25 protein-coding genes, 2 tRNA genes and 1 other RNA gene are annotated in these 24,808 nt (G+C 69.0%); 10 read left to right on the plus strand and 18 right to left on the minus strand.

Annotated elements, in window-relative coordinates:
• The first annotated feature begins 7 nt into the window (after positions 1–7).
• A tRNA-Gly gene (locus tag ABZ953_RS07920) sits at positions 8–80 on the plus strand.
• A gap of 61 nt (positions 81–141) precedes the next feature.
• Here ABZ953_RS07920 and ABZ953_RS07925 read toward each other — a convergent pair.
• The 6 genes from ABZ953_RS07925 to ffs form a co-directional block, all read right to left on the minus strand.
• Positions 142–1,038 carry a phosphoribosylaminoimidazolesuccinocarboxamide synthase gene (locus ABZ953_RS07925; RefSeq protein ID WP_361718492.1) on the minus strand — a complete coding sequence of 299 codons (897 nt, stop codon included), beginning with the start codon at positions 1,036–1,038 and terminating at the stop codon, positions 142–144.
• Between the two features lie 203 nt (positions 1,039–1,241).
• Positions 1,242–2,729 carry a N,N-dimethylformamidase beta subunit family domain-containing protein gene (locus tag ABZ953_RS07930; protein ID WP_361718495.1) on the minus strand — a complete coding sequence of 496 codons (1,488 nt, stop codon included), beginning with the start codon at positions 2,727–2,729 and terminating at the stop codon, positions 1,242–1,244.
• 477 nt (positions 2,730–3,206) lie between these two features.
• A complete protein-coding gene (locus tag ABZ953_RS07935; RefSeq protein ID WP_361718498.1) occupies positions 3,207–5,276 on the minus strand; it encodes a hypothetical protein in 2,070 nt (689 codons plus the stop codon).
• Positions 5,277–5,612: 336 nt separating this feature from the next.
• Positions 5,613–6,866 carry a phosphoribosylamine--glycine ligase gene (gene purD / locus ABZ953_RS07940; RefSeq protein WP_361718501.1) on the minus strand — a complete coding sequence of 418 codons (1,254 nt, stop codon included), beginning with the start codon at positions 6,864–6,866 and terminating at the stop codon, positions 5,613–5,615.
• A 202-nt stretch (positions 6,867–7,068) separates the two neighbouring features.
• Positions 7,069–9,366 (minus strand): DNA polymerase III subunit gamma and tau, encoded by a 2,298-nt coding sequence (locus ABZ953_RS07945; RefSeq protein WP_361718504.1) that lies wholly within the window; start codon positions 9,364–9,366, stop codon positions 7,069–7,071.
• Positions 9,367–9,411: 45 nt separating this feature from the next.
• An RNA gene (gene ffs / locus ABZ953_RS07950) (signal recognition particle sRNA small type) lies at positions 9,412–9,510 on the minus strand.
• Positions 9,511–9,686: 176 nt separating this feature from the next.
• On the opposite strand from ffs, the gene ABZ953_RS07955 reads away from it, so the two are divergent.
• Positions 9,687–9,771: transfer RNA gene (locus ABZ953_RS07955), tRNA-Ser, on the plus strand.
• Positions 9,772–9,851: 80 nt separating this feature from the next.
• Here the strand turns inward: ABZ953_RS07955 and ABZ953_RS07960 are convergent.
• The 11 genes from ABZ953_RS07960 to ABZ953_RS08010 all read right to left on the minus strand — a co-directional run bounded on the left by ABZ953_RS07960 (position 9,852) and on the right by ABZ953_RS08010 (position 17,115).
• Entirely contained in the window at positions 9,852–11,117 is a 1,266-nt protein-coding gene (locus ABZ953_RS07960; protein WP_361718507.1) for a tyrosine-type recombinase/integrase, read from the minus strand.
• A gap of 9 nt (positions 11,118–11,126) precedes the next feature.
• The gene (locus ABZ953_RS07965) at positions 11,127–11,360 is read right to left on the minus strand and encodes a helix-turn-helix domain-containing protein (RefSeq protein ID WP_361718510.1); all 234 of its coding nucleotides are present in this window, start codon (positions 11,358–11,360) and stop codon (positions 11,127–11,129) included.
• Complete coding sequence (locus ABZ953_RS07970; protein ID WP_361719228.1) at positions 11,353–12,666, minus strand: replication initiator; 1,314 nt, start codon at positions 12,664–12,666, stop codon at positions 11,353–11,355. Before ABZ953_RS07970 ends, ABZ953_RS07965 begins: the two co-directional genes overlap by 8 nt.
• A gap of 157 nt (positions 12,667–12,823) precedes the next feature.
• Entirely contained in the window at positions 12,824–13,072 is a 249-nt protein-coding gene (locus tag ABZ953_RS07975) for a SpdD protein (RefSeq protein ID WP_361719231.1), read from the minus strand.
• 25 nt (positions 13,073–13,097) lie between these two features.
• A complete protein-coding gene (locus tag ABZ953_RS07980; protein WP_361718513.1) occupies positions 13,098–13,292 on the minus strand; it encodes a hypothetical protein in 195 nt (64 codons plus the stop codon).
• Positions 13,293–13,306: 14 nt separating this feature from the next.
• Complete coding sequence (locus ABZ953_RS07985) at positions 13,307–13,498, minus strand: mobile element transfer protein (protein ID WP_361718516.1); 192 nt, start codon at positions 13,496–13,498, stop codon at positions 13,307–13,309.
• Positions 13,499–13,501: 3 nt separating this feature from the next.
• Positions 13,502–13,687, minus strand: a complete 186-nt coding sequence (locus ABZ953_RS07990; RefSeq protein WP_361718519.1) for a hypothetical protein — start codon at positions 13,685–13,687, stop codon at positions 13,502–13,504.
• A gap of 15 nt (positions 13,688–13,702) precedes the next feature.
• Positions 13,703–14,347 carry a DUF2637 domain-containing protein gene (locus tag ABZ953_RS07995; RefSeq protein ID WP_361718522.1) on the minus strand — a complete coding sequence of 215 codons (645 nt, stop codon included), beginning with the start codon at positions 14,345–14,347 and terminating at the stop codon, positions 13,703–13,705.
• A gap of 85 nt (positions 14,348–14,432) precedes the next feature.
• Positions 14,433–15,809, minus strand: a complete 1,377-nt coding sequence (locus ABZ953_RS08000; RefSeq protein WP_361718525.1) for an FtsK/SpoIIIE domain-containing protein — start codon at positions 15,807–15,809, stop codon at positions 14,433–14,435.
• Positions 15,809–16,165 carry a hypothetical protein gene (locus tag ABZ953_RS08005; RefSeq protein ID WP_361718528.1) on the minus strand — a complete coding sequence of 119 codons (357 nt, stop codon included), beginning with the start codon at positions 16,163–16,165 and terminating at the stop codon, positions 15,809–15,811. The genes ABZ953_RS08000 and ABZ953_RS08005 overlap by 1 nt, the downstream gene beginning before the upstream one ends.
• Positions 16,166–16,329: 164 nt before the next feature.
• Positions 16,330–17,115, minus strand: a complete 786-nt coding sequence (locus ABZ953_RS08010) for a GntR family transcriptional regulator (protein WP_361718531.1) — start codon at positions 17,113–17,115, stop codon at positions 16,330–16,332.
• Positions 17,116–17,222: 107 nt separating this feature from the next.
• Between ABZ953_RS08010 and ABZ953_RS08015 the strand changes: the two genes are divergently transcribed.
• Genes ABZ953_RS08015 through ABZ953_RS08025 form a run of 3 tightly spaced genes read left to right on the plus strand, consistent with a single transcriptional unit; the run spans position 17,223 to position 18,488 of the window.
• Positions 17,223–17,630, plus strand: a complete 408-nt coding sequence (locus ABZ953_RS08015; RefSeq protein ID WP_361719233.1) for an NUDIX hydrolase — start codon at positions 17,223–17,225, stop codon at positions 17,628–17,630.
• 46 nt (positions 17,631–17,676) lie between these two features.
• Entirely contained in the window at positions 17,677–18,108 is a 432-nt protein-coding gene (locus ABZ953_RS08020; RefSeq protein ID WP_361718534.1) for an ATP-binding protein, read from the plus strand.
• Positions 18,099–18,488: a hypothetical protein gene (locus ABZ953_RS08025; RefSeq protein ID WP_361718537.1), complete on the plus strand. Its 390-nt coding sequence runs from the start codon at positions 18,099–18,101 to the stop codon at positions 18,486–18,488. The genes ABZ953_RS08020 and ABZ953_RS08025 overlap by 10 nt, the downstream gene beginning before the upstream one ends.
• A gap of 482 nt (positions 18,489–18,970) precedes the next feature.
• On the opposite strand, the gene ABZ953_RS08030 is transcribed toward ABZ953_RS08025, so the two are convergent.
• A complete protein-coding gene (locus tag ABZ953_RS08030) occupies positions 18,971–20,923 on the minus strand; it encodes a hypothetical protein (RefSeq protein WP_361718540.1) in 1,953 nt (650 codons plus the stop codon).
• A 1,253-nt stretch (positions 20,924–22,176) separates the two neighbouring features.
• Here ABZ953_RS08030 and ABZ953_RS08035 point away from each other — a divergent pair.
• The 5 genes from ABZ953_RS08035 to ABZ953_RS08055 all read left to right on the plus strand — a co-directional run bounded on the left by ABZ953_RS08035 (position 22,177) and on the right by ABZ953_RS08055 (position 24,627).
• Complete coding sequence (locus tag ABZ953_RS08035) at positions 22,177–22,563, plus strand: hypothetical protein (RefSeq protein ID WP_361718543.1); 387 nt, start codon at positions 22,177–22,179, stop codon at positions 22,561–22,563.
• 835 nt (positions 22,564–23,398) lie between these two features.
• Complete coding sequence (locus tag ABZ953_RS08040; protein WP_361718546.1) at positions 23,399–23,581, plus strand: hypothetical protein; 183 nt, start codon at positions 23,399–23,401, stop codon at positions 23,579–23,581.
• Positions 23,578–23,709, plus strand: coding sequence for a hypothetical protein (locus ABZ953_RS08045; protein ID WP_361718549.1), 132 nt, complete (start codon positions 23,578–23,580; stop codon positions 23,707–23,709). Before ABZ953_RS08040 ends, ABZ953_RS08045 begins: the two co-directional genes overlap by 4 nt.
• Before the next feature lie 300 nt (positions 23,710–24,009).
• Positions 24,010–24,375 (plus strand): hypothetical protein, encoded by a 366-nt coding sequence (locus tag ABZ953_RS08050; RefSeq protein ID WP_361718552.1) that lies wholly within the window; start codon positions 24,010–24,012, stop codon positions 24,373–24,375.
• A gap of 57 nt (positions 24,376–24,432) precedes the next feature.
• Positions 24,433–24,627, plus strand: a complete 195-nt coding sequence (locus ABZ953_RS08055) for a hypothetical protein (RefSeq protein WP_361718555.1) — start codon at positions 24,433–24,435, stop codon at positions 24,625–24,627.
• The last annotated feature ends 181 nt before the right edge of the window (positions 24,628–24,808 follow it).

Here is a 24,808-nt window from a genome sequence, read left to right on the forward strand (position 1 = left end):
GCGCAACGCGGACGTAGCTCAGTTGGTAGAGCGCAACCTTGCCAAGGTTGAGGTCGCCAGTTCGAACCTGGTCGTCCGCTCAAGAGGAAAGGCCCCGGTCCATCGGACCGGGGCCTTTTTCGTTCGTTCTCTATCCCTGGCTCACCAGGGCGTGCCGGTGAGCCGCTCGTACGCCTCGACATACTTGGCGCGGGTGGCGTCCACCACGTCCTGCGGCAGCGCGGGCGGCGGCTGCTCGCTCTTGCGGTCCCAGCCCGAGGCCGACGAGGTCAGCCAGTTCCGCACGAACTGCTTGTCGTACGACGGCTGGGCGTGGCCCGGCTCCCACTGGTCCGCGGGCCAGAAGCGGGAGGAGTCCGGGGTCAGGACCTCGTCGGCGAGGACCAGGCCCTCGCCCTCGAAGCCGAACTCGAACTTCGTGTCCGCCAGGATCAGGCCGCGCTCGCGCGCGATGTCCAGCGCCCTGCCGTAGACGGCGAGGGTGGTCTGGCGCAGCTGGGCGGCGGTCTCCGCGCCGACCTGGCGGGCGACCTCCTCGTACGACACGTTCTCGTCGTGCTCGCCGACGGCGGCCTTCGCGGCGGGCGTGAAGATCGGCGCGGGCAGTTCGGAGCCGTCGACCAGGCCCTCGGGGAGCGCGAGGCCGCAGACGGTGCGGGACTCGTTGTACTCCAGGAGGCCGGAGCCCGTGAGGTAGCCGCGGGCGACGCACTCGACCGGGACCATTGCGAGGGACTTGCACACCATCGTGCGGCCCGCCCAATCGGCCGGGGCGCCCGCGGGCAGGTCCGTGGAGATCACGTGGTTCGGGACGAGGTCCGCGAGCTGGTCGAACCACCACAGGGAGAGCTGGGTGAGGACGCGGCCCTTGTCGGGGATCTCCGAGGGCAGCACCCAGTCATAGGCGGAGAGGCGGTCGCTGGCGACCATGACGAGCTCGCCCGCCTCGTTCTGGTACAGCTCGCGCACCTTGCCGGTGTGGAGGTGGACCAGGCCCGGAACCTCCAGGGGCTCGGGCTTTTCTACGAATCCGGACACGGTTCCCTCCCGTGGTTCTGGCCAAGTGAGGTCGATTCTCCCGCATGGGACGTGTGGTTCTGGCCAGGGGTTGAGCGGGCGGTACGGCGGCGCGGTGCGGTTGGGCTGTACGGCGGGTCAGTACGGCGGATCAGTACGGCGGGTCAGGGCGGCGGATCAGAACGACCGATCAGAACGACCGATCAGCGGATCAATACGGCGGATCAGTCGCGCTTGCAGATGCGGTCCAGGAGGTTGGCCGTGGCGCGCTGGACGCGGGGGTCCACGTGGCCCGGCCGGTCGAGCGCCGGTGACCAGGCGAAAGTGCCGGACGCGAAGACCAGGGCGCCGGACGGGGCGCGGTAGAGCGAGGACTCCTGGTGGCGCGTGACGCCCTCGGCGTCCTCGTACGGGGAGTGGGAGAGCAGCATGCGGCCCTGGTGCTCGGGGAGCGCCGTCCGCGGAAAGTACCGGTCGGCCTCGCCCGCGACCAGGCCCTCGATCTCGTCGCCGTCATGTGCCCCGGTGGCCTCCCACAGCCAGTGGTCGGCGTTGCGGACGACGAGGGGGCGCGGCTCGGGGACGCGGCCCGCGTACTGGATGCCGAGCAACTGCTGCTCGGCCGCCTTGCCGCCGTCCTGCTCGCGCCAGAGGGCGGGCCGGCCGGGGCCACGGCGCTTGCGGCAGGTGAGGAGGCGGTCCTCGACGCCGAAGGGCGACGGCCCCAACTCCACCTGCCAGTACATGGTGTTGGCGGAGAGGAAGACCAGCGAGGTGCCGTGCTCGCGGGCGCGCTCGGCGGTGCGGCGCATGCTCGTCGACCAGTACTCGTCGTGACCGGGGAAGACGAGGCCGCGGTACCGCGTGGGGTCGATGCGGCCCGCGTGCAGGTCGCGGGCGTCCGCGTACGCCAGGTCGTAGCCGTACCGCTCGGCCCAGCGGATGAAGTCGTAGGCGTGGCCCACGTGCAGGGGGAGGCCCGCTCCCGCGTACGGACGGTCGAAGGAGACCGTGACGGCGGCCTCGCTCTCGCCCAGGAGGCCGCCCTGCTCGTCCCACGCGTGATAGAGGCTGGCGCCGGTGCGGCCGTCCTCCGGATAGAGGTTGTACGCCTGCCAGGTGATGTCGGGCAGAAGGAGGAGGAGGTCGGCAGGGTGGTCGTCGCGGACCGTGAAGGGGACGTGCGAGCGGTACCCGTCGGCGGTGGTGAGGACCGCCACGTACGCCCCGACGCTCCAGTAACTGGGGATCTGAAGGCGCCAGGAGAGCCACCAGTGGTGGCAGGAGACCGTGCGGTCGGCGGTGAGCGGGGCGGGCTGGACGATGCCGGAGAGGCGGGGGCTGGTGGTGATCTTCGACGCCCCGTCCCCTCCGTAGTGCCCGATGCGGTAGATGTCGACGCTGAACTGCTGGGGCGGGTCGACCGTGACGTGGAAGTCGATCGCCTCGCCCGGGGCGGCGGCACCGGTCGAGGCGAACCCCTTGATCTGGCGGTGCACGTCGTCGGCGTTGAGAGGCCCACCGGTACGGGGCGCGGGGATGTTCGCGCCGGGGGCCGACGCGTGGTCGACGTACCAGGGCACGACGTGGCCCGTGTCGTCGAAGTAGTGCTCGGCGCCGCGCAGCCAGGGCAGCGGGCCCTGTCCGAAAGGGTCCGACACGGCGTGCGCGAGTGCACCTGATTCCCAGCGGCGAATCGGCTCCGACTTCATCCCTGCCCCTCCCTCGCTCCCCCGAGCCTGCGGCGCCTGATGGTGCGTCTCGGTCCGGCGGCCGCTCCCAGCACATCACATTACGCAGGCACACCGTCACCGTTCGTCGCGAATTGAATTGAACGGAACGCGACATTCCGGGCGTCCTGGCGGAGAGGGTGGCGGTGGGGTGGCGTGAGGGGTAGCGGGCGGGGTCGCGGGTGGGGCAGCAGGGGCAGCAGGTGGGCGGTCCCGGCCAGCGGGTTCGGTGGAGCGTGGGGGCGTACCGGGGGCGTACCGGGGGCGCGCCGAGGAGGTGAGCGGCGCGGAGTGGGGCGCACCGGGGTGCGCGGGGTCGCCGGGGCGTCAGATCAGCCGGGACCGTTTTTTCAGACCCGCCGGACCGGTTTTCAGGTCAGCCGGACCAGCCGGGCGGCTCCAGGCCAGCCGGACCGGCTTCAGCCCAACCGGACCGGCTTCAGCCCAACCGGACCGGCTTCAGATCAGCCTGACCGGTTTCTCCGGCCGGATGCCCAGGCGGGTGAGCCAGTCCCGCAGCGGGGACGGGTCGCCGTCCTCGACGAGGCTCAGGACGCGTGGCGTGAGATCCGCCGCGCGCTCGCCGCCGACCAGCAGGGCGGGGCCGTCGAGCCAGTCCAGTCCGGGGGCGGCCCCCGCGGTGTCCACGGCGGCGCAACACACCATCGCCGTGACGTGGTCGGCAAGCAGCTCACGTCCCGTACGGGGCGGTTGCAGCGGGAAGAGCGGCAGCGCGCCGTCGTCCCAGAGGGCCTCGTCCGGCCCCTGTCCCGTGGGCGCGGGGCGGGGCGGGGCGGCGGCCTCCTCGCGGGCGAGCTCGGCGGTGAGGCCCGCGGCGAGCATCCCGCCCCGGCTCCCGTCATCGGTGTCGTCGGCGCCCTCGTCCATCGCGGGGAAGAGGGAGGCGGAGGGGGCGGGAGGGTCAGGAGGGTCAGGAGGGTCAGAAGGGTCAGAAGGGCTGGGCGGGACAGGAGGACCGGGGGCGTGGAGCTCGGGGGCGGAGGTGGAGGTAGCGGTAGCGGTAGCGGGAACCAGGTGGGCGCCACCCAGCCCGTCACCCTCCGGCCCGTCACGCTCGGGCCCCTCACCCTCCGTACCGTCCGAACCCTCCGTACCGTCCGACCCCCTCCTACCGTCCGAAGCGACCGTCGTGAGGTGGTCCAGGACGCGGCCGAGGGTCGCTCCATCGGGATCGGGGGCCGTCGGGTCGGCGGAGTGGCTGACGCCCAAGGTGTCCAGGACGCGGTGGAGCCGGGCGGCGTCCATGCGCCATTTCCGGTCGACGACCTCGTCCGGATACTCCTGCCAGGCCACCGGCGCCCAGTCGGGCCCCGCCTCCGCGGGCCCGCCGTGGAAGAGGCGGGCGGCAAGGAGCGACGCGGCCTCGTCCACCGATCCCGGCTCCTCGAGCAGGTCACAGGCAGGGCGCTCGCCGAGGCGCGAGGCGAAGCCTTCCGCCAGGCGGTCCCTGCGGGACAGTTCGGTGAGCGCGGAGACCACGCCCGCGTCGAGCCGCGAGGGCCAGCGGCCCATGCGCCAGGCGGGCAGGGCGACGCGGGTGAGGAGACGGTCCCAGCCCGCGTACGCGAGACCGACCTGCTCCTGGGCGACGATCCGCACCCCATAGTCCACGGTCTGGGCGCGCTCGGCGGCGGCCGCGGCGACGCCGCGCTCCATCTCGGCGGCGTGCACCCTGCAGTGGCGCAGCAGGAGCCGGGCGACCCGGCCGATGCCGCCGAGCACCACGCGCGGGAGGGCGCCGCGGCCCGGGGTCGAGGCGACCGCGACGGCGGCGTCGAGCCCGCGGACGAAGCGCCGGGCCGCCGCTATGTCGGGGTGCGCGGAGGGGCCGGTCCCCGCGACGACGGGGGCGAGCACGGCGCGCAGCTCACCGACGCGCATCCACCACAGGAACGGGGAGCCGATGACGAGCACGGGGGCGACGGGGGCCGTTCGCTGCGGGCTCCGGGCGCCGCGCGCGCCGTCGGCCGCAGCACCGCCCTTCGCCGCGGCAGCACTCCCTGCTGCGGCACCCTCTACTGCCGCGCCCTCTGCCGCGATAGCGCCCTCTGCCGCCCGATCGCGCCGGGCTCTGCGGTCCCGGGCGGGCGGGCCGTGCGCGGGGTGGGTGCGGTCCTCCAGCCAGCTGTCGCAGTCCGGGGTGAGCGCTATGGCCGAGGGGGCGGGCACGTCCAGGCGGTCGGCGAGGTCCCGCACGAGGCGGTACAGATCGGGGGCGGACTCCTCGGCGATCGGGACGGTGGGGCTCAGGGCCGGCCTGGCTCTCGCGACGACCAGGGCGACACCGGCCGCGCCGAGCAGGACGAGCAGGGCCGCGACGGACACCACCCAGCGGACGACGTCCCAACTCCGGCCGCTCGCATGCCCCGTGACCCCCGCCGCGATCAGCACGACGGCGACGGCCGCGGGCAGCAGGGCGACGGCCAGCGCTCTGCTGCGCAGGCGCAGCACAGCGAGGGCCCGGGAGCGCGCGGCCTGCGCGCCCACCTCCACACCCGTACCTGACACGACCGATGGCACCCCCTGTTGCCTACTGCTCGGCCGCCGGCCTGGGCCGGCGACGCACAACGGCGTTGGTGTTGCTCACTCCCCCACTGTGGCACCCGCCACCGACATCGCAATGCCGGTGGTCTGTTTGGCTCTGGGCGCCTTGAACGCTTTCGCCGCACCCTAGTTGGGGTGTCCCGCCCCGTCAGCCGGATGGACCACCGGTCACTCGATGGAATGGCTTTGGCTAAAGGTGGACGCTGAGAAAGCCCCGGATCCAGTGTCAGATCCGGGGCCTGAAGTCGACGGAGAGCCGGGCGGGAGGCCACCCGGCTCGGCGGTTCATGCCTCGGCGGGTCACGCCTCGGCGGCCGCCTTCGCCGCGATGTCCGTGCGGTGCTGCGAGCCGTCGAGGCGGATGCGGGACAGCGCGGCGTACGCGCGCTCGCGGGCCTCGGTGAGGCCGACGCCGGTCGCCGTCACGGAGAGCACCCGGCCGCCCGCGCTGACGACGGCGTCGCCGTCGCGCGCCGTCCCGGCGTGCAGGACGTACGCGTTCGGGGCATCCTGCGCCGCCACCTCGTCGAGCCCCTCGATGGGGTCGCCGGTGCGCGGCGTGCCGGGGTAGTTGTGCGAGGCGACGACCACGGTGACCGCGGCCTCGTCGCTCCAGCGCAGCGGGGGCAGGTCGGCGAGGTTGCCGGTCGCCGCGGCCAGCAGGAGCCCGGCGAGCGGGGTCTGCAGACGGGCCAGGACGACCTGGGTCTCGGGGTCGCCGAAACGGGCGTTGAACTCGATGACACGTACGCCGCGGCTCGTCATCGCGAGGCCCGCGTACAGCAGCCCCGCGAACGGGGTGCCGCGGCGGCGCAGCTCGTCCACGGTCGGCTGGAGCACGCTCTGCATGACCTCGTCGACGAGCTTCGGGTCGGCCCACGGGAGCGGCGAGTAGGCGCCCATGCCGCCCGTGTTCGGGCCCTCGTCGCCGTCGAGCGCGCGCTTGAAGTCCTGGGCGGGCTGCAGCGGGACGACGGTCACGCCGTCGGTGATCGCGAAGAGGGAGACCTCGGGGCCGTCAAGGAACTCCTCGATGACTACGCGGCCGCAGGCCAGGGCGTGCGCGCGGGCCACGTCCACGTCGCCGGTGACGACGACGCCCTTGCCCGCCGCGAGGCCGTCGTCCTTGACGACGTACGGCGCCCCGAAGGCGTCGAGGGCCACGTCGATCTCGGCCGGGGTGGTGCAGACGTACGACCGGGCGGTCGGCACGTTCGCCCCCGCCATCACGTCCTTGGCGAACGCCTTGGAGCCCTCGAGCCGCGCGGCCTCCTCGGAGGGGCCGAAGCAGGGGATGCCCGCCGCGCGCACGGCGTCGGCGACGCCCGCGACGAGGGGGGCCTCCGGGCCCACGATGACGAGCCCGGCGCCCAGCTCCTCGGCGAGGCCGGTCACGGCGGCGCCGCCGAGGGCGTCGACGCGGTGCAGCTCGGCCACCTCTGCGATGCCGGCGTTGCCGGGGGCACAGTGCAGCTCGGAGACGTCGGGGTCGAGGGACAGAGAGCGGCACAGGGCGTGTTCGCGGGCACCACTGCCGATGACGAGGACCTTCACGGTGGTCAGCCTAGCCCGCGGCGCGGCATGCCTTCGTACGGGCTGCCAGATCTGGCTTTCCAGCCTGTTGTACGTTCCTCCAGCCAGGGGTGCCCCCTCCGGGGCCCGGTGAGCTCTTCGCCCGCGGCCGTGGGGTGACGTCCGCCCCGCAGACCCTGCACCCCGCGGCTCTGCGGCGGATACCTCCCGCCCCCCACCCGTGCTACTCGTTCGGGTACTCGTCGACCACCGTCGCGCCCAGTTCCCGCATGATCAGGTCGTGGCCGGAGAGTGCCGACTCCACCAGGTCGGGGTCGTCGTCCTCGGGGATGTCGTCCTCGGGGGACACGTGCTCCGGCGCGGGGGCGGACCGGGGGGCCGGGGCGGGGTCCGGGGCCGACGGGGGCGGGGACTGGGGAGCGGGGGCCGACGGGGCCGACGGGGCCGGCGTCGGCTGGCGCGGGGGCGCGGCCGGGCGCGGGGCCGCCGGGGCGCCCCCGCCGAAGTTGCCGGCGGCCGGCGGGGGTGCGGAGCCGCCGGACGGGTCGACGATCGCCTCGACCTTCCACTGCACGCCGAACTGCTCGGACAGCGCGGCCCGCAGCACGTCCTCGCTGCCGCTGCCACCGAAGTTGTCCCGCGCGCCCGCGTTGACGAAGCCGATCTGGAGGGTCGTCCCGTCGAACCCCGCCACCTGGGCGTTCTGGCTGAGCAGGATCCAGGTGAAGCGGCGGCGGTTCTTCACCGCCTCCAGGATTTGCGGCCACAGGGTGCGCGGGTCGGGGCCGCCCGCGGGGGCCTGGGCGGCCATCGGGGCGGGGGCCTGCGGGGCGTGAGCCGGGGCGGGCCGATCGGGCTGCGGGGCGGCCTGAGCGCTGCTTCCGGCGGTCGCGGCCGTGGGCCAGCCGCCGGGCCGGGGGGCCGACTCCGGGGCGGCGGCGGAGGCCGTGGGCCAGCCGCCGGGTCGCCGTTCAGCGGCGGCCGGGGCGAGAGGAGGAGAGGCGGGAGCGTCAGGGGGTGTGGGCGGGGCCTCCGGAGCCTGCGAAGCGACCTGAGGCGCCTGACCACTCCCGTCCGAAGCCGAACCCGAAGCCGAAGCCGAACCCGAAGCCGGAGCCGGGCCCTGCCCCCGCACCGCCGCACGCGCGGCGGCCGGTCCGCCTCCGGGCGCCACTGCCTGCCCCATATCGGCGGGACCGCCCGACGGTCCGCCCGCAGGCATGACGCCCCCGGACTGCTGCACGCCTTGCACGCTCGGCACGCTCTGCACGCCCTGCACGCCCTGCTGCCCGCCCGCGTGGGCCGCGGGCCCGGGGGCGTACGCCATCGCGGGACCGGGGCCCTGGCCGCCCGGGACGAAGTTGCCGCCACGCTCAAGGCGGTCGAGGCGGGCCATGACGGACCGCTCGTCGTCGTACGCGGCGGGGAGCAGCACGCGCGCGCAGATCAGCTCGAGCTGGAGCCGCGGCGAGGTGGCGCCGCGCATTTCGGTGAGGCCCTCATTCACGATGTCGGCGGCGCGGCTCAGTTCGGCGCCACCGAAGACGCCGGCCTGGGCCTGCATGCGCTCGACGACGTCGGCGGGGGCATCGATGAGCCCCTTCTCGGCGGCGTCCGGCACGGCCGCGAGGATCACCAGGTCCCGCAGCCGCTCAAGAAGGTCGGCGACGAAGCGCCGCGGGTCATTGCCGCCCTCGATGATGCGGTCCACGACCTCGAAGGCCGCGGCACCGTCTCCGGAGGCGAAGGCCTCGACCACGGAGTCGAGGAGCGAGCCGTCGGTGTAGCCGAGGAGGGACGTCGCCATGGCATACGTCACACCGGTCTCGGTCGCACCGGCGAGCAGCTGGTCCATGACGGACATGGAGTCACGCACGGAACCCGCACCGGCGCGCACGACCAGCGGGAACACCCCGTCCTCGACGGCCATGGCCTCGCGGCCGCAGACATCGGCGAGGTACTCGCGGAGGGTGCCGGGCGGGACGAGCCGGAACGGGTAGTGATGCGTGCGCGAACGGATCGTGCCGATGACCTTCTCGGGCTCGGTCGTCGCGAAGATGAACTTGAGGTGCTCCGGAGGCTCCTCGACCACCTTCAGGAGGGCGTTGAAGCCCGCCGAGGTGACCATGTGGGCCTCGTCGATGATGTAGATCTTGTACCGGCTGGACGCGGGACCGAAGAAGGCCTTCTCGCGCAGGTCACGCGCGTCGTCGACACCACCGTGCGAAGCGGCGTCGATCTCGATGACGTCGATGGAACCCGGCCCGTTCCGCGCCAGGTCGCGGCAGGACTGGCACTCGCCGCAGGGTGTGGGAGTGGGACCTTGCTCACAGTTGAGACAGCGGGCCAGAATGCGCGCGCTCGTCGTCTTGCCGCAGCCGCGCGGGCCACTGAACAGGTAGGCATGGTTGACCCGGTTGTTCCGCAGCGCCTGCTGCAGCGGGTCGGTCACATGCTCCTGCCCGATGACCTCGGCGAACGACTCCGGGCGATAGCGGCGGTACAAGGCGAGAGACGACACGCCTACGAGGTTATAGGCGACCGCTGACAACCCGGACCGCCCGGAACGCAAAGCGCCCCCCACGCACCCGCCAGAGCCGACCTACCCTTGCTGCCTTCCGGCCCTGGGGGAGTTCAGTCAGATAGCGCCACGTGAGGGGCTGGCCCCCACAGTAGCGGATCCCCGGCCCCGGAAGCGACGCCGCCCCTGGCCCCGACCGCCCCCGGGTCCGACGCGAGGACGACACGGCATCGACATAACGACCGACATGACGACGATCACGGAGACGACCTCGGGATCGTGTTCGCGAGCACTCCCCAACGTCTTGTATTGTTTGCGGCGGAGGATTCGCCTAGTGGCCTAGGGCGCACGCTTGGAAAGCGTGTTGGGGGCAACCCCTCACGAGTTCGAATCTCGTATCCTCCGCACCCGCCCGCAAGGGCAGACGAAGGCCCCCATCGGTTCGCCGGTGGGGGCCTTCGCCGTTCCCCGTCTCAGTTCCCGTCTCAGTCGGAACTTTCTTCCGTGCCGGAGCTGAGGGCAGAAGCCGGGGCCCAGAGCGCCTCGCCCACTTGTTGAGCCACCTTGCGGAGCATGGTCCCCGTCACGTGCATGTACCGGGCGCGCATCCGTGCCGCTCCCCCGGGCTCCCACCCCATGATCGAGTCGATCACGACGTCCGGAACGCCGAGGATCAGGAGCACGGTCGCGGCGGTGTGGCGGGCGTCGTGGAGACGGCCGTCCCGCACACCGGCATCCCGCAACAGCCGCTTCCAGACGTGGAAGTCAGTGTTCGGGCTCAGGGGTCCGCCAGTCGGGGAGGCGAACACATAGCCCTTGCCCTCCCAGTCGGCGCCGGCCTCGCTCCGTTCCCGCTCCTGGGACTCCTGGTGCTGACGAAGAATCTTGATCAGGGGATCGGGCAGCCCGATCGTGCGCCGTCCCGCACGGGACTTCGTCGGCTTGTGCTCACGCCGCGTCTGCCACCGCTCGGGGCAGTAACCCGCCTTCCTGCCGCACGGATCGGTGTCGCAGCCGTGCGCGTACTTGGGACGCAGCCGGTTTTTGCGGATGCGGACGTACCCCGCGTCGAGGTCGGTGTCCTCCCAGTGCAGACCCAGCGCCTCTCCTTGTCGGAGGCCGAGCGCCAGGGCCACGACCCAACGGGCGCTGTTGCGGAGCTTGGCCGCCTCCAGGAGAAGGCTCTGTGCCTCCTCGATCGTGTACGGCTCGATGTCCCCCTCTTCCAGGCGAGGAGCCTTGGCGATCTCAGCCGCATTGGTGACGATGTGCCCGCGCCGCACAGCCTCACCGAGGGCGACGCGGATCGTCCGGTGGACGTGGTGAGCCGTACCGGCGGAGCTCCCGGCGCTCTGCATCTTCCGGTAGAAGCGTTCGAGGTGCTCGGGCTCCAGGCGGTCGAGCTTGTGAGCACCCAGACCCGGGACGAGGTGAACGCGTACGTCGACTTCGTATCCGTCGTACGTGTTCTCGGAGACGTACGGCTTGGCGATGTTCTCGACCCAGTGCTCAAGCCATCCCTGGACGGTCCAGCCCTTGCCCGGCTTGCGCAGCTTCCGGTCATCGCGCGCCCGCTCCATCTCGCGGACGGCCTTGGTCACTTCGGCCTTCGTCTTCCGCTCGATGTGGCGTCGGTCAGGCTTGCCGTCATCACGGACACCGACCGTCACCCGACCGTGCCACTTGCCGTCCTTGCCGAGGTAGATGGACGAGGCCCCGTTGGGCTGACGCGTGCGCTTCGTCTCTGCCATGTCGTCCCCTCAGGCGGCTTCGGCGGCACGGTGCCGCAGCTTGGCCACGTAGGCGGACAGCGCGTCGGCAGGAACCCTCCGCAGGCGCCCGACGGTCACCGATTCGATCTCTCCGGCCAGGACGAGCCGAAAGGCCGTCGTGCGCCCAATACGCAGTCGCCGAGCGGCCTCCTCGACGGTCAACAGCACCAAGGCGGCGTCGATCGCCTCCAGGGCGGTGACGGTGGAGCTGGACTCAGTCACGGGTCGGTTCCCCTTCCGTACCCAGAGCGGGTGCGATGGTTTCGGCAAGCCAGGCTTCGGCGTTGGTGAGACCTGTTCCGGCATAGACCCAGTGGGCGATGACCAGGGTCGTGACCACCTCCGGATTTTCGTAGGTGGTCCGGTTGCTGGTCGCCGCGGCTTGGGCTGCGCGCCATTCGGCGCGGGCATCACGGAGGGCGCCGAGCGTGGTCGAGTAGCGGCGGGACTTCGTCGAGAAGTGGCCGCGGAAGCCGAGCATGTGGGCCCAGGCGCGGAGGCGGAGCCCCGCTAAGTCCTTGCGGGAGCCAAGGGCCCAGGCCGTACGGATGAGCCGCTCGGCGTGCTCGCTGATGTCGAGCTGGGCCAGTTCGGCGATGAATCGAAGTGGGCGGTCGAGAGCGCCCGTCGCGGTCTCCGCGCCCTTGGTGGCGTACTTCGCGATGTACGCGGCGACGGCCCTGTCGGTCAGCTCCTGGCCGCCGTCGAAGTCAGCACTCCGGACCGTGCGTACGTCGAGCTGGCGGCCGAAGGCGAAGGTGTGCGGGCGGCTGTCGATAACGGGGCCGTCCACGCGCACGCTGGTAGCGGCGGTCTCGATGGCGTCGGCGAGGAGGTCAGCCTTCGCCCACGCCGGGGGCGGGGTGTCGCCGCCCCCGGGACCATCGATCCGGATCACGGCGTGGAAGTGGACGGCCCCGCGCTTCTGGTACTCCGCGACCTTGGCGAAGGACACCCGGGCGTGCTCGCGGAACGCGCGCTGAGAGAGGCCGGCCCGCTTGGCGACCTCCCGGCGCAGAGAGATCGAGAAGCGCCGCCACAGGGCCCCGGCGTGGGCGTTCCAGAGCACGGCAGCTTCGTAGTCGTAGGTCGACGGGTCGAGCGGCGTGCCGAGTACGTCGTCGTCCTGGTCGTGGAGGAGCCCGCACCGGCAGCGACGGATTGAACCGGCAGCCCGCGACGGGCGGTTGTGGACCGGTCCGAAGCTCGGCGCGGTGAAGGTGGCGAAGACGCGGGGGTGGGCGGCGACGCGTTCTGGGGTGCCCTTGCCGCCCCGGAGGCCCGAGGTGATCAGGTGGAAGGTGTCGCGCCGGTAGACCTCCGCGCAGGCCGGGCAGCGAGTCGTGCGGCGGTTGTTGCAGCGGGTGAGGAGTTGTCCGGCTGGGAGGGACGACGAGTCGAGGTGGTGGAGCGCGTTGCCGATCTCGCCGGTCCGGATGTCGACGTCGTACTCGGTGCGGTGGCCGTCGAGGCGGATCGGGTGCGTGCAGCCGCCGAGTCCGGAGAGTTGCCGCAGGAGCGCGGGCATGGTGCCGAACGTGGCCAGTTCACCGATCTCGCGAAGTGGGGGCGGGGTGGCGCAGGTGATGATGACGGTTCTCCTTCTGGCTTCGGCTAGGAGGGGCACGGCCCCCGGGGCGGCGGATGCTTGGCGGTATCAGGGCCGCCCCGGGGGTCTGGCAGTGCTAGCGGCGACGCTGGTCGCGGAGCATCGAGCGGATGACCACGGCGCACACGGCGACGGAGATGGCCGTGACGGCGACGGCGGCCAGGAGCGCGGTCAGCACGACGCCGCCGACGAGGACGGCCGCGACCGCTCCGGTGGTGACGGATATCTGCGGCGCGGGCCGCTGCACGGGAGCCAGCGGGTCAGCCACGGTGTGGGTGTGCACGGGCGGCGGCGTCGGGCTGTCGGGGTACTCGGGCAGGAACACGGCGAAGCTCTCCTTACCTACTCGTCTAGTCATGTGAGCCGTTTACGACGCCCACGCCGGAGCGCGTACCGGATTCGATGGCCGGGGCCATGAAGGTGTGCGAGAGCCAGAAGCCGAACAGTGCGATCACCACGACGATCCAGGTGCGGACGCCGAGGAACTTGACCGCTCCCCAGGCGAAGCAGCCGAGGACGAACACGAGCGGCAGGCTGACGGTCACGGAGGCAGGTCCTTTCAGCGGACGGGGCAGCGGTGGGTACGGGCGGCCAGCTCGGCGGCGGCGCGGCTGTCGTAGTCGGCGGAGAAGCCGCAGCGCGGGGCCGTGCAGGCGGCGGTGTGCTTCTCGCGGCCACGACTGTCGTACGCCGTGCCGACCTGCACGGGCCCGGTGCGAATCACGTTGCGGAAGCTCTTCTGCGGAGACATGCGTCATCCCTCCTGTCGGAGGCTGGGGCCGGAGTAGTCGCGCAGGATGCGGGCCGCCCGCTCGGGGTCGGCGATACGGTCAGCGGCCTCTTCAGCGAGGAGCCGAGCCAACGTCGGGCGGCCGGTGTCGTCCATCTCGCGGGCGGCGTCGAGGTAGTCAGCGGCGGTGTCGTAGGCGTAGTGCGGCATTGATGGAGCCTCCTGTCAGGTGAGTCGGGCAGAGATGGCCTCGGCCATTGGTGCGGGGACGCCAAGCCGGGCGCGCAGGGTCGTGGTGTCGATGGCCGTGCCGGTGCGGGTGTGGTGCTCAGCGGCGACTTTGCGGGCGTGCTCGACCAGGGCGGCCGGGACGGGGACGGCGGGCGCAGGAGCGGAAGCGGACACGGCGGGCCGCGTCGACGGGAGCTCCGGCACGGGATCGGGCGCGTCCTCCTGGTCGTCGATGCACACGGGGCCTTGGTCGCCCTCGGTTGTCTCGTGCCGGGTCGGCGTCGAGTGGGCGAGGAGTGTTCCGCCGAGGAAGGCGACCGCAGGCCAGCCCGCGACGAGGATGCGGAGCCAGGCCGGCACATGGTTCATGTCGAGCAGTCCGGCGGTCGCGACGTTCGCGCCGAGGGAGGCCGTGAGCGCGATGACGAACCAGCACCAGCCTGCGGCTTTGGCGTCACCGGCCCGCAGTCGGCGCCAGGCAGCGACGAGCAGGAGGTCGGCCGAGACTGGATAGGCCCACGCTTTCCACCCGTCCTGCCCGGCTGCCGAAGCAACGTCGTGGATGTGGGCGAAGGACAAGGCGGCGGCGATGACGGCTTGGACGAGTACCGCATCGATACGGGCCAGTTGGGCGCGCATGCTGCGGCTCCTTCCGGATTCGGGCATGGCAGGGGTAGGGACGTGGCGCGAGGCGGTCGCGCCGACCGGGTGGGAGGGTGCGGGGTCAGCCGGTGACCGGTCGCGGCTTCACGGCCGGGCCCGGGGACTCGACGGGCTGCACGGGAACGGAGGGCCGGAAGGGCTTCAGCGCGGGCAGGTCGGGAACCAGAAGGGCCGAGTCGCGGCAGGTCTCGGCGGCATCAGCCAGGGAGAGATACGGCGTGCGGATGCGGGACCAGCCACCGGAAGTGTCACCGGCAACGGCGAGACCGGGCCGTTCGGCAGGGATGACACAGGCAGCGGAGACCGCTTCGGGGGCGATGTCGCCGAGCGCCATCTTTGCGGAGGCTTCGTCGTTCACGCGGTGACATACCCGGCCGGTGAGCTGGGCTCGGAGCATGGTCGCGCCCTTGCCCAACTCGGCGCCGAAGCGCTGCCCGCAGACCTCCAGGTAGATACCGGCCGCGCGGCCGAGCTGAGCGAGCCGGATGAGCTGAGTGACCATCTCGTCCCGCCGCACTTCTTCCTTCTTCGTGGCGACGAGGAAGAGTTCAGCCACCTCGTCGACGAACAGCACGACGGGCAGGGGCCGTTCCTGCTCGGGAAGCCCCCAGATGTCGGAGGTGATCTCCTCGTCCGGAGTGCCCGGGGCGATCCCCTGCCGGGCCTTGATCAGGTCGTACCGGTCCTCCATCTCTTTGATGAGCACGGGCAGCAGCTCGGCGGCCTGCTCGGGATCGGTGGCGAGCGCCGACAGGCGCGGGGCGAAGGGTGCCAGCTCCACACCGCGCTTGCAGTCGATGCCGACCAGAGCAACGGACTGCGGCGCGAGTCCGACAACGAGGTGCCGCAGGTACATGGACTTGCCCGACAAGGTGGCGCCGAGGGAAAGGCCGTGCGGCACGGCCCGGTAGTTCCGTACGAAGGGCGTCGCATCTTCCCGAAGCGCCACGGGCACTCGCAGGGACCCGCCCTCCGCCTTGCGCGGCATGCGGACCTTGCGCAGCACGTCGTAGCCGACGAGCCGAAGGTCGACCACACCAGGCTTGACCGTGGTGACATACACGGCGTGAACTCCCCAGGCGTGCCGCAGGCGTTCGGCCGAGGCGGCCACGTCGGCGGGTTCCTGACCGGGCGCGAGCCTCAGACGAAGCCGTAACCCGGTCGAAGTCGGGCGGATGATTCCGCGACGAGGCGGTACGGGCCGGACCTCCCCACGGGTGGTGGCCCTGACCGCCAGGACCCGCAGTCGGGACGGTGTCACCGTCAGGCCGCAGGCCTCCATGACCGAGCCGTACGAGCTGAGCAGTCGGGCCGTGGATATCGGCAGGCCGACCGCAGACCAGTAAGCCCCCGGGTGCTTGGCCCGGGCGTAGGAAGCCCCGCCGCCGAGCGCGGCGACAGGACCACCCACCTCCAGAAGCGTCGTCAGGTCGCTCATCAGGCCGAGGCCTCCATGGCGGCCGGGAAGGCGGCCGGAGTGACGGCGGCGCAGCGGTAGGCGATGCCGTGCCGCTGCTGGCCGTTGAACACGCTCTCCCAGGGCCGGGCGATGAGCCCCGGAAGCGAGACCGGCGCACCGAGGGCCAGCCCTTCGGATACTCCGCTCTCCGGGATGGTCACCTTGATCAGCGACGACTCCCCTTCCTCGATGTAGACGACGCCGATCGTCATCAGGGCCTCGCCGCTGTTGACGTCCTTGGCGATCTCGCCGGTCTGACGGTCGCGGACCTTGGGCTCGGGTGCCTCGGTCAGCAGGATCGTCGCGGCCGAGGTCTCCACACGGATGGTTCGCAAGGGCCTTCCCATCTACTCGTCTATACAAGATACGGCTTTCGAACCCGATCTCCGGGAACGACGACCACGTTGCCACAGAACTTGCCCACTCGTCTATACGAGTATGCCTGTTGGTGTGTACGAGTTCGAGGAGCGAACCACCGTGCGCCACGGCCGGAAGGCCCTTACGTGGCCGGGAGCTGGTACGACAGGACGTACGCATCTCCCGCCATGACGGTGTCGCAGACCTCCACGGCCCGCCCTTCGGTGTCATACGCGGTGCGGACAAGGTGGATCACAGGCACACCAGGGGCCAGCCGGAGTGTCTTCACTTCCGACGGCGCGGGCATCCGGGCCCGGATCTCCTCCTCGAAGTGGTCGAGGTGATGCCCCAGCTCTTCGAGTCGGGCATAGATGCCGCCGGGACCAGGGTTGGGCTCGGCGATCTGCGTACCGCGCGCGATGTCGAGCGGAAGGTAGGAGGTGGCGAACTCGACCGGCCGTCCGTCGAGCAGATACCGGCGCCGACGAGCGAGCACGCGCCGCACCGACCCGAGCCGGGTGGAGATGTCCTGCGTGGCCTTCTCTTCCTTGACCTCCAGGCTGTCGACCTGGGGATGGCTGCCTGCGGCGTCAGCCTCGACGATGAAGGCGGACTTGCCCTGGTCTCGGTGGCGCCGGGCGAAGCGATCGGAGGCAAGGCGCCGGACGGGGGGCCGGGGCCGTACGAAGACGCCCTTGCCGTGTTCGGCATGGACCAGACCCTCGCCCGTGAGAACCGAGAAGGAGTTCCGAACGGTCATCCGGGAAACGCCGTAATGCTCGACGAGTTCGGCCTCAGAGGGCAGCTTCGCGCCCTCCTTGAAACGCCCACGGTCGATGGCCTCACGCAGCTGGTCGGCGATCTGTCGAAAGACCGCACGATCGCTCGTGGGGTCGAGATCGCCGAGCAGGCTCGGGAGTGACGTCACGTGTACTCCTTTAGGTATCTAGACGAGTGGGCGAGTGTTGTTGCTACGGTGGAAAGCCTAGCCATCCGGGAGGGCCGAGGACCTTGAGCACTGACCGTCCGCACTCCGTGAGCGTCGCCGGAGTCATCGTCGACGACCAGGACCGGGCCCTCCTCATCAAGCGCCGCGACAACGGCAAGTGGGAACCCCCTGGCGGCATCCTCGAACGTGAGGAAACCATCCCCGAGGCCCTCCAACGAGAAGTTCTCGAAGAAACCGGCATCAAGATCGCGCTTCCGGCGACCCTCACCGGCATCTACAAGAACATGACGGGCTTGATCGTCTCCATGGTCTTCCGCTGCGAGGCCGCCGACGGCACGCCCACCACCGGCGACGAGACCCGAGCTCTGCGCTGGGCCACCCGCGACGAAGTCTCCGAACTCTCCGACGAGGCATACGCAATCCGCGTCCTGGACGCACTCGACGCGACGTCCCCGCCGGCCGTCCGCGCCCACGACGGCGTGAAACTCGTCTAGCTCGAACCCGCTGCACATGGCGGCCTACCAGCACGAAGGAACTTGTATGCACGAGTATACGAGCACTATCCGAGTCTGGGGCCTCACTTGCCCAGGTTTCCCCGAAGAGGTCAGCCGGGCCCGACGCTGGACACGCGACATCCTTCGTGACTCGCCCTGGGCGGAGGACGCCGAACTGATCGTGAGCGAGCTGAGCGCGAACGCGATCCTGCATACGGCCAGCGGGCGCCAGTCGGGCAGCTTCTATCTGGCCGTCGAGGTATCACCGCAGATGGTCGCCCTGTCGGTCACGGACAACGGAGGCACGGGAACCGCCCCGAAGGTCGAGCATCAGGACGAAAAGGCGGAACACGGCCGAGGCCTGGGCATGGTCAGCGCGATCGCACACCGCGTCGTCGTCCACGACAGCGACAAGGGCCACACGGTCACCGCGGAGCTCTTCACCGGCGCCGGCCGGGGAGCCCAACCATGCGGATGAGCAAGCCGCGGCGCGGCTACTGGTGCGAGTGCTGGACGGAACCCACGGCGATGGACGGCCAGCCCGAACCACAACTACGAGCATCCTTCGACGCCTACTCAGCGGCCCAGGCGGACCGGTGGGTGGCGATCACCCTCCGCACCATCTCACCAGCACTCAGCGCCGCCGCTTCGAGCGAAGCCTGGGAGTGGCTGTACGAGGGCCGCATCCGCACCCGCAGAGCACTCCTCCAGATGCAGCCCTGCACGGTCTCAGTGACCCATGCCGAAACCTGCATCACCTGGACGATACGACCAGTCCTCTTCCTGCCGCTCGCACACCGCCAGGCGACAGAACTCCCAGCCTGCGCACACGGCTTCAAGCCCCGGCAGAACGACTGAGTTACAACTTTCTCTACTGGTTCAAGGCGGCTCGCTCCGCTCACCGCGCGCGGCCCGGCCCCCGGCCGGGCCTGCGCTCCTGTCTCCGCCCCGCTCCAGCCCGGCCGGCGCCCGTGCCGCGCGCGTGGACGACCCGAGGGCCACAAGACGAGCACCGCGGGTGAGCCGCCAAGGTCAGAACGGTGCCTCCGGCGGGGGATCGGTCGGCACCGGGATGAACGGGGCGCCGTCGCCGACTGCGGGTTCGTCGTGGCGTAGGCGGGGGCTTCCATCCCGTACGCCGTCGACCCAGGCAGAGCCGAGCAGACGTGGCCCCTGGCGTCCAGGTCGTTCGTACAGTAGCGCGCTCCACCTGGACGCCAGGAACCACGCCTGCTCCACGGTGTGTGGGTCGACGGCGTACGGGATGGAAGCTGGGGCGGCTGGGGTCTTAGGTTTTGTCCGGCTGGACGTCTGCGCACCGAAGCACTAGACCTACGCAGCTACCAAGATTCAGCCGTCGGCGTGCCATCCGGATCCAGCCCGTACGGCCAAGGGTCATCGAACCCTTCGCGGCTTGCTCTCTCCTTCGAGAGCGCACGTACGGCACCTCCGTCCCCGGCATTAGCAGCCTGTAGCGCAATCTCGACCGCACCAGCGTGATCGCCCGTATACTCTTTGAGCTCACTGAGTCGACACATGGCATATGTACTTCCTGTCTCGATCGCTCGCCAATAAAGAGACTCAGCCTCTTTAAGTTTTCCGGCCTTTTTCATCAAGTTGGCGAGGGGTGCTAGCGGAGCATTATCGCCCGACCCAATGAGCGCTCGATACAGAGATTCCGCTTCCTTTAGTCTACCGACCTTCTCTCGATTATTCGCAAGCTCGATTAAGGCGTACGCATTCCCATCTCGCCCGGCACGCTCCAGCATCTTTTCAGCTTGATCGCTATCTTCCGAATTAAACAATAAGTAGTGACACATAATTCCATAAGTGTCACCATTGCGACTGGCATCTGCTACGGCGTCGAAAAATCCTCTGTAATCCCCTAAATCCCCCTTCTCTTCGATCTCAAAAATTGGATACGCTACCCTTTTCCTTGAGCTCCACGGCCCCACAGATGAGTTCTGCGCTCCCGTCACTCTGTCCAGACGCACTATCGTTGCGCGTGCGGCCTGGCGCACCATGAGACAGATCGAGCGAGTGAACAGAGAGATGGCCTCGACATCGTCTCCACCTCTGTCGGATACGATGCGCCCCAGGGAACCCAGAGCTTCGGTATTCCCTAAATCTAGAGCTTGCCGGTACAACCTCTCTGCTTTTTCCACATCCCCCAGATCCTCGTAAATCTCGGCGATACGATACGTAGCCTCCCCGCCGCCGGCCCCAGAAGCCTTCCGGTACCACTCTTCGGCCCCATCTCTGCCACCGGCGCCTTCACGAAGATATCCCATACTATTCATGGCGCGAGCATTTCCCATTTCGGCTAACCGCCGATATAGAGACTCGGCCAATTCGGGGTGGCCTTCCATCCACATATCCGCTAGCCTGATCACCGCAGAGGCATCCCCTTGTTCCTCAACCCGTCTGGTTAGGCGATGAGCCCAGTAGAGTCGCTGCCGATCGTGAGCAGCGACGGCCAGATTTGCGAGTTCTACGGAATCCGTTAGGTATTCATGAGCCGCCTCCCAGAACGAAGCTGGCGGGCAAAATTGGTTACGCTCAAGTCGCCCCAGCTGTTCGAGTGAGTCAGCCAGTCGGTATTTACTGGATCCGATATCGTTTATCTGATGCAGTTGATGCCTATAAGACGCGCCGCGAAAACGAACGGGCGACAAGGGCGCCAAATTCCCATGTACTGACCTATTGGATTCGCAAAAGGCTTCGTCAAGCCAATTAGACCCAAGGGTCAAGTATTCGGGATCTGTGAGATAGTCCCCTGCCGAATGAGCAAGAAAATTCCTCGCTAGGTGATTCCCGACACCAAAGCGACGTCCGTCCATGGCAGCCTGAATCAATGCTCTCACGGCAGGGGCGGCCATTCTGTACTGCTCGGACAAGGCTGGAGCTCCTGCGAGATATTGAGTCAGGCGCCCATCTTGCGCTTGCTTCAATGCTTGAGCCAGTTGCAGGTCGCCTGCGCTTGCCATGATCCGGGCATCTCTTATTGCGACTGCGTCAAAATTATCGGGAACTGAGAACAAGCGCCCCGCCAAGAGTTCCCGCGTTTGCGGGTGTGGATCTGGCTTTCCCGGTACGGGAAGAGTCGTGTATTCAGTCGCGTAGTGGTTCCACAGCGTACCCAAAATCAAGATTGGGCTGGCCTGTCGGTTAAGTAGGAGAGATCGAAGGGCAGCCGCGATGTGCTCTCCCACCCCTTGACCGGCACCAAAGTAATGCTGGGCTTCGTTTAGCCATACCACAGTGCGCGGCCCCACACGCTTGAGATCGTTCAAGGCGGCCTCAGCTCGTGTGGGGTCGAATGGGTGCCAGAGGCGCCATCCCCGAGGCGCTAGGGGTTGAATCGCCTCCCAACACGCGCGGGTCTTCCCTGTCGAGGACGGACCGACCAGCACGACCATCCCGCTTTGGCCGTCGGCTGCCGCCTTAACAAGATCCTTCAGATCTCGATCGTGGTTACGACGTACATAGCCGGGCAGTCGGCGAGCCTGCATGCTCTTCGATTCACTCAAAGCAGGTACGACGTCAATGGCCGGATGAACTTCAAGGTCGTGGGGGTCAAACTCAGCGATTGGCCGCCCAATGCCCGCCTCTAGGGAGTTCCCGCTCCCCTCTGGAGACCTGTGTTGAACACCAACAGCGGTCGTCCGAAGCTTCAGGAGAGCCTGCACGTCGAGGTGGAGTGCTCGGGCAAGCGCGCCAACGGTTCGAGCGGAGGGAGCAGGAGCGGACCTGTTGAACGCTTCGCTGACAGCAGTTCGTCCCAACTCCGAGCGCCGTGCAAGGGCAGTCTTCGTTATACCCAGCTCCGCCAACCCGAACTCCAGTCGAGCACGTAGTTCGGCCAGGGCCGCCTCAGGCGACGAATCATCCTCCATGACCATGCCATCTCCCGTGGTCGCGTGGTCGTCGCTCCTGTTCGTCTTCGACCAGTTCTACCGTCGCGGACCACGACGAACAGCAACTTGACGAGATTGAGCGGCACAGGATGACGCACCGATAGGAGATCGATCGTGTCTGACCACTCTGCTGTTGTTGTTCTGGGCTGCGCCGTGGCCGTGTTGCTCGCTGTGCTTGTCGCGATTGCTGCCGCAGTCTTGGCACGCCGAGATCTCGCCACCTATCCCGCAGCTTGCTCGAAGGCAGCCGCAGCATTCGGAACGGCCCTGACACTGGCTTGCAGTGTCACTACGGCGTTGGTGGCCGTCACACGCTGATCAAAGGTCTCCAGCCCGCCGGAGCCCCCTCGTTGATCGCCTCCACCGACCTCAGCAAGCAGATTCGCCACGCGGCTGACTGGCTCCGCTGAACCCGCTGCCGTGCCACATGCGTGCCAGGTAGTACGGGGAACCACGGGGAACAGCAGTCACCCACCCAGCACGCCCGCAAGTCATGACGCCGCTCCTCAGCAGGTCAACAAGCCTACCGGCCGTGCAGAGACCAAGCTTCCCAAGCTGAGGTATCGAAATACTGAAGCCGACCACAGCTCGAACGGACAAGGCCGACTGGTCTCATAGACGATGACCACATGCGCTACTTCAACAGCACAGGTTGGCTCGCGATCTTCACCGGCACAGAGACGCTGACAGGTCGTACTGTGCACGTGGATGCTTGGGACGAGGCGACGGGCGTCGCCCTGGTGGTCGACCCCAAGCGCGGTACCCGTCGCCCTGTCACGGACTACCCGGACTTCTCTCACCTGGAGCAAGCAGACCAGGTAGTGACCGCCATCCCTGGCGGCGGTTGGCGCGCATACTGGAAGGACGAGGGGCCTGACAAGGGGCCATTGACCGAGCAGGCGCTCGCATGGCTGATCACAGCTAAAGGACGGGCCACCCCGATCACTGTCGATGCCCACGGGTACGTGGACGATGCCGAGAGTTCCGATCGCCTCATCCCGCCCGGCGAGGAGTGACGCCCCTCCGTCGCTCCTCCGTCTCAGTTCCCGTCTCGTTCAGCCCCGGCCACGGCCGTTCAGCCAAGGCCCCGAGTCACCCTCGGCCCGACTACCGAACCCTCGTGAACCCAGGTGAACGCCCCGGTACGGGCCTCACGGCGCCACCACCACAGTTGGAAAGCGTGTTGGGGGCAACCCCTCACGAGTTCGAATCTCGTATCCTCCGCCAGTGCCTCACCGGGCACGATGTCGAAGGGCCCCACCGTTCGCGGTGGGGCCCTTCTTCGTGCGTGGTCTCAGTTTTGGTCTCAGTTGCGATGATCGGATGGGTGCGAACCTGGGCGAACGGCGTGCATCCGCCGGCGCCTCTGACGTGTCCCGTGCTGGGCGTCGCCCCGAATTTTCTTCCCGCGGCTCCGCCGGTAGCCACAGCGATCGAGTGGGCCCGCTCCGCACGTAGTGCAGCCTCATCGCACGCAAGGCCGCTTACCTCTGCAGGACCCAAGTGCCCTACATGCAGGGCTAGCCACCACCGCTCGGGCCGCCATTAAAAACACGGATCGTACTGCTGGGTAGCAGCTTCAGGCGGCATGTCTCTCGAACGGGGAGGGACGCCTGGCCCGACCGCCCGGTGTGGCGGCTAGGAAAGCAAGACAGACCCCGCTTGCTGACAGCCAACGCTACCCAGCGAGGCCCTCCACTCGTGCTCCCCAAGGGGAAGAACGATCATGACTGCCGTAATCCCCGAGGCATCAACGGCGACGCCGCCCTCAGACGGACGGTGCATCTCCACCGCTCTCACAGGTTTCGCCTCCGGGCCCTCCCCAGTCTCCTGGCGCGGCAACTCCGCGCAATGAACGATTCGTACTGCGGCGTCACGACTCTGTTGGTTGAGGCCGGGATCGGCTTACGCAAGCTCCTCAAGCGCGATGGCGGCTCGGACCTCAAGCTCGCTTACATGCTTCTCCAGGAATGCGTGATCCGGCCCGTGAACGAACGGGCATCGGATGAGGCCGGGGACGAGGCGATCGCGTGACCACCACCGACATCGACCTCGCCACGCTTCCTCCGAACACCCTCGTCGCCGAGAACGGCCGGATCACCCCGATCGGAAAACTGGTCATCGCAAGGACGGCCAAGGAACTGGCCGACATCTGCCGATAGGCCGACGACCCACAGGCCGTACTCCAGTTAGTCCTGGATCCCCAAGCACATGACAGAGATCGTCAGCCGACGCACCAATGTCACCCCTAGCCAGCTGCGCACCGACCTCACCGGCCTTGTCGGGTCCGAGTGTCTGGAGCGACGCCCCGGCCGGGACCCACTGACCGGGGATCAGATGGATGACCGACCGGACTCTGACGACACCTGGTCCGACCGCCTGCCGTGCACTCAGCAGCACGGCAACAGCGACAACCACCGTGACGCCCTTGGGCGGAGCTGGCAACGAGCGGAGATTTCGGCATGCCGATCCTCACCCGTGAGCGGTTCTTCACTGCTTCGCTCCACGTGCGTCAGGGGGATGCCCAGCAGGCGAAAGCCAGCTTGCTGCGTCGTGACGGGGGCTGCTTCATCGCCACCTATGCCCCTGAGCGAGCCTCCCTCGGCACGGCTGTCGTACTCGCCCGCGTGATCCTCTCCTCAGAGGGCATCACCGTCTCCAAGGTCATCCTCGAAGGCCACGACCCTGATCTGACGGCCTTGTTTCGCGCTGCCTCGAAACTGCTCCTGGACGTGGAGATCACCGCTGGACCGCAGATCACGGAACCCGCGGTGAGGGTGCTCAGCCAGGACCCGCCGCAGGCGACGTACTTCATCCCCGAGAACTGAGCCCTGTACGACGCCCTCGAAAGGCTATCCGCCGCGTTCGCGGGTGCCCGGCCGGTCGTGGCCCACAACCTGGAGCGCATCGCTCAGGCAAAGAAGGATTCCGGCGGGAAGATAGACCGCGCCCTCGACGTGATTGCCGTGCTGGTTCTGGAGACCGGCAACCCGGACGGCGTCTGGGGCGAAGTGCTAAAGCTGCTCCACCAGGTCCGCACCGAACGGACGACAGTCGTCGCCCCAGCCACTGCGGCCTGAGCTTCCATACAGACGGCCCGGAACGACGGTTTCACCACCGGTTCCGGGCCGCAAGGCCATACGGCTCGTACAGCCGTGCGCACCGACGAGGCGCCTGGAACTCATTCATCAACGGGGCGCAATCCGACCGAACGCGTTGGTTGCCTCTGCCATGCTTGGCCCACATCACCGGTAGTGAGAG

The organism is Streptomyces sp. NPDC046465 (genome assembly GCF_040646035.1).
Taxonomy (GTDB): domain Bacteria; phylum Actinomycetota; class Actinomycetes; order Streptomycetales; family Streptomycetaceae; genus Streptomyces.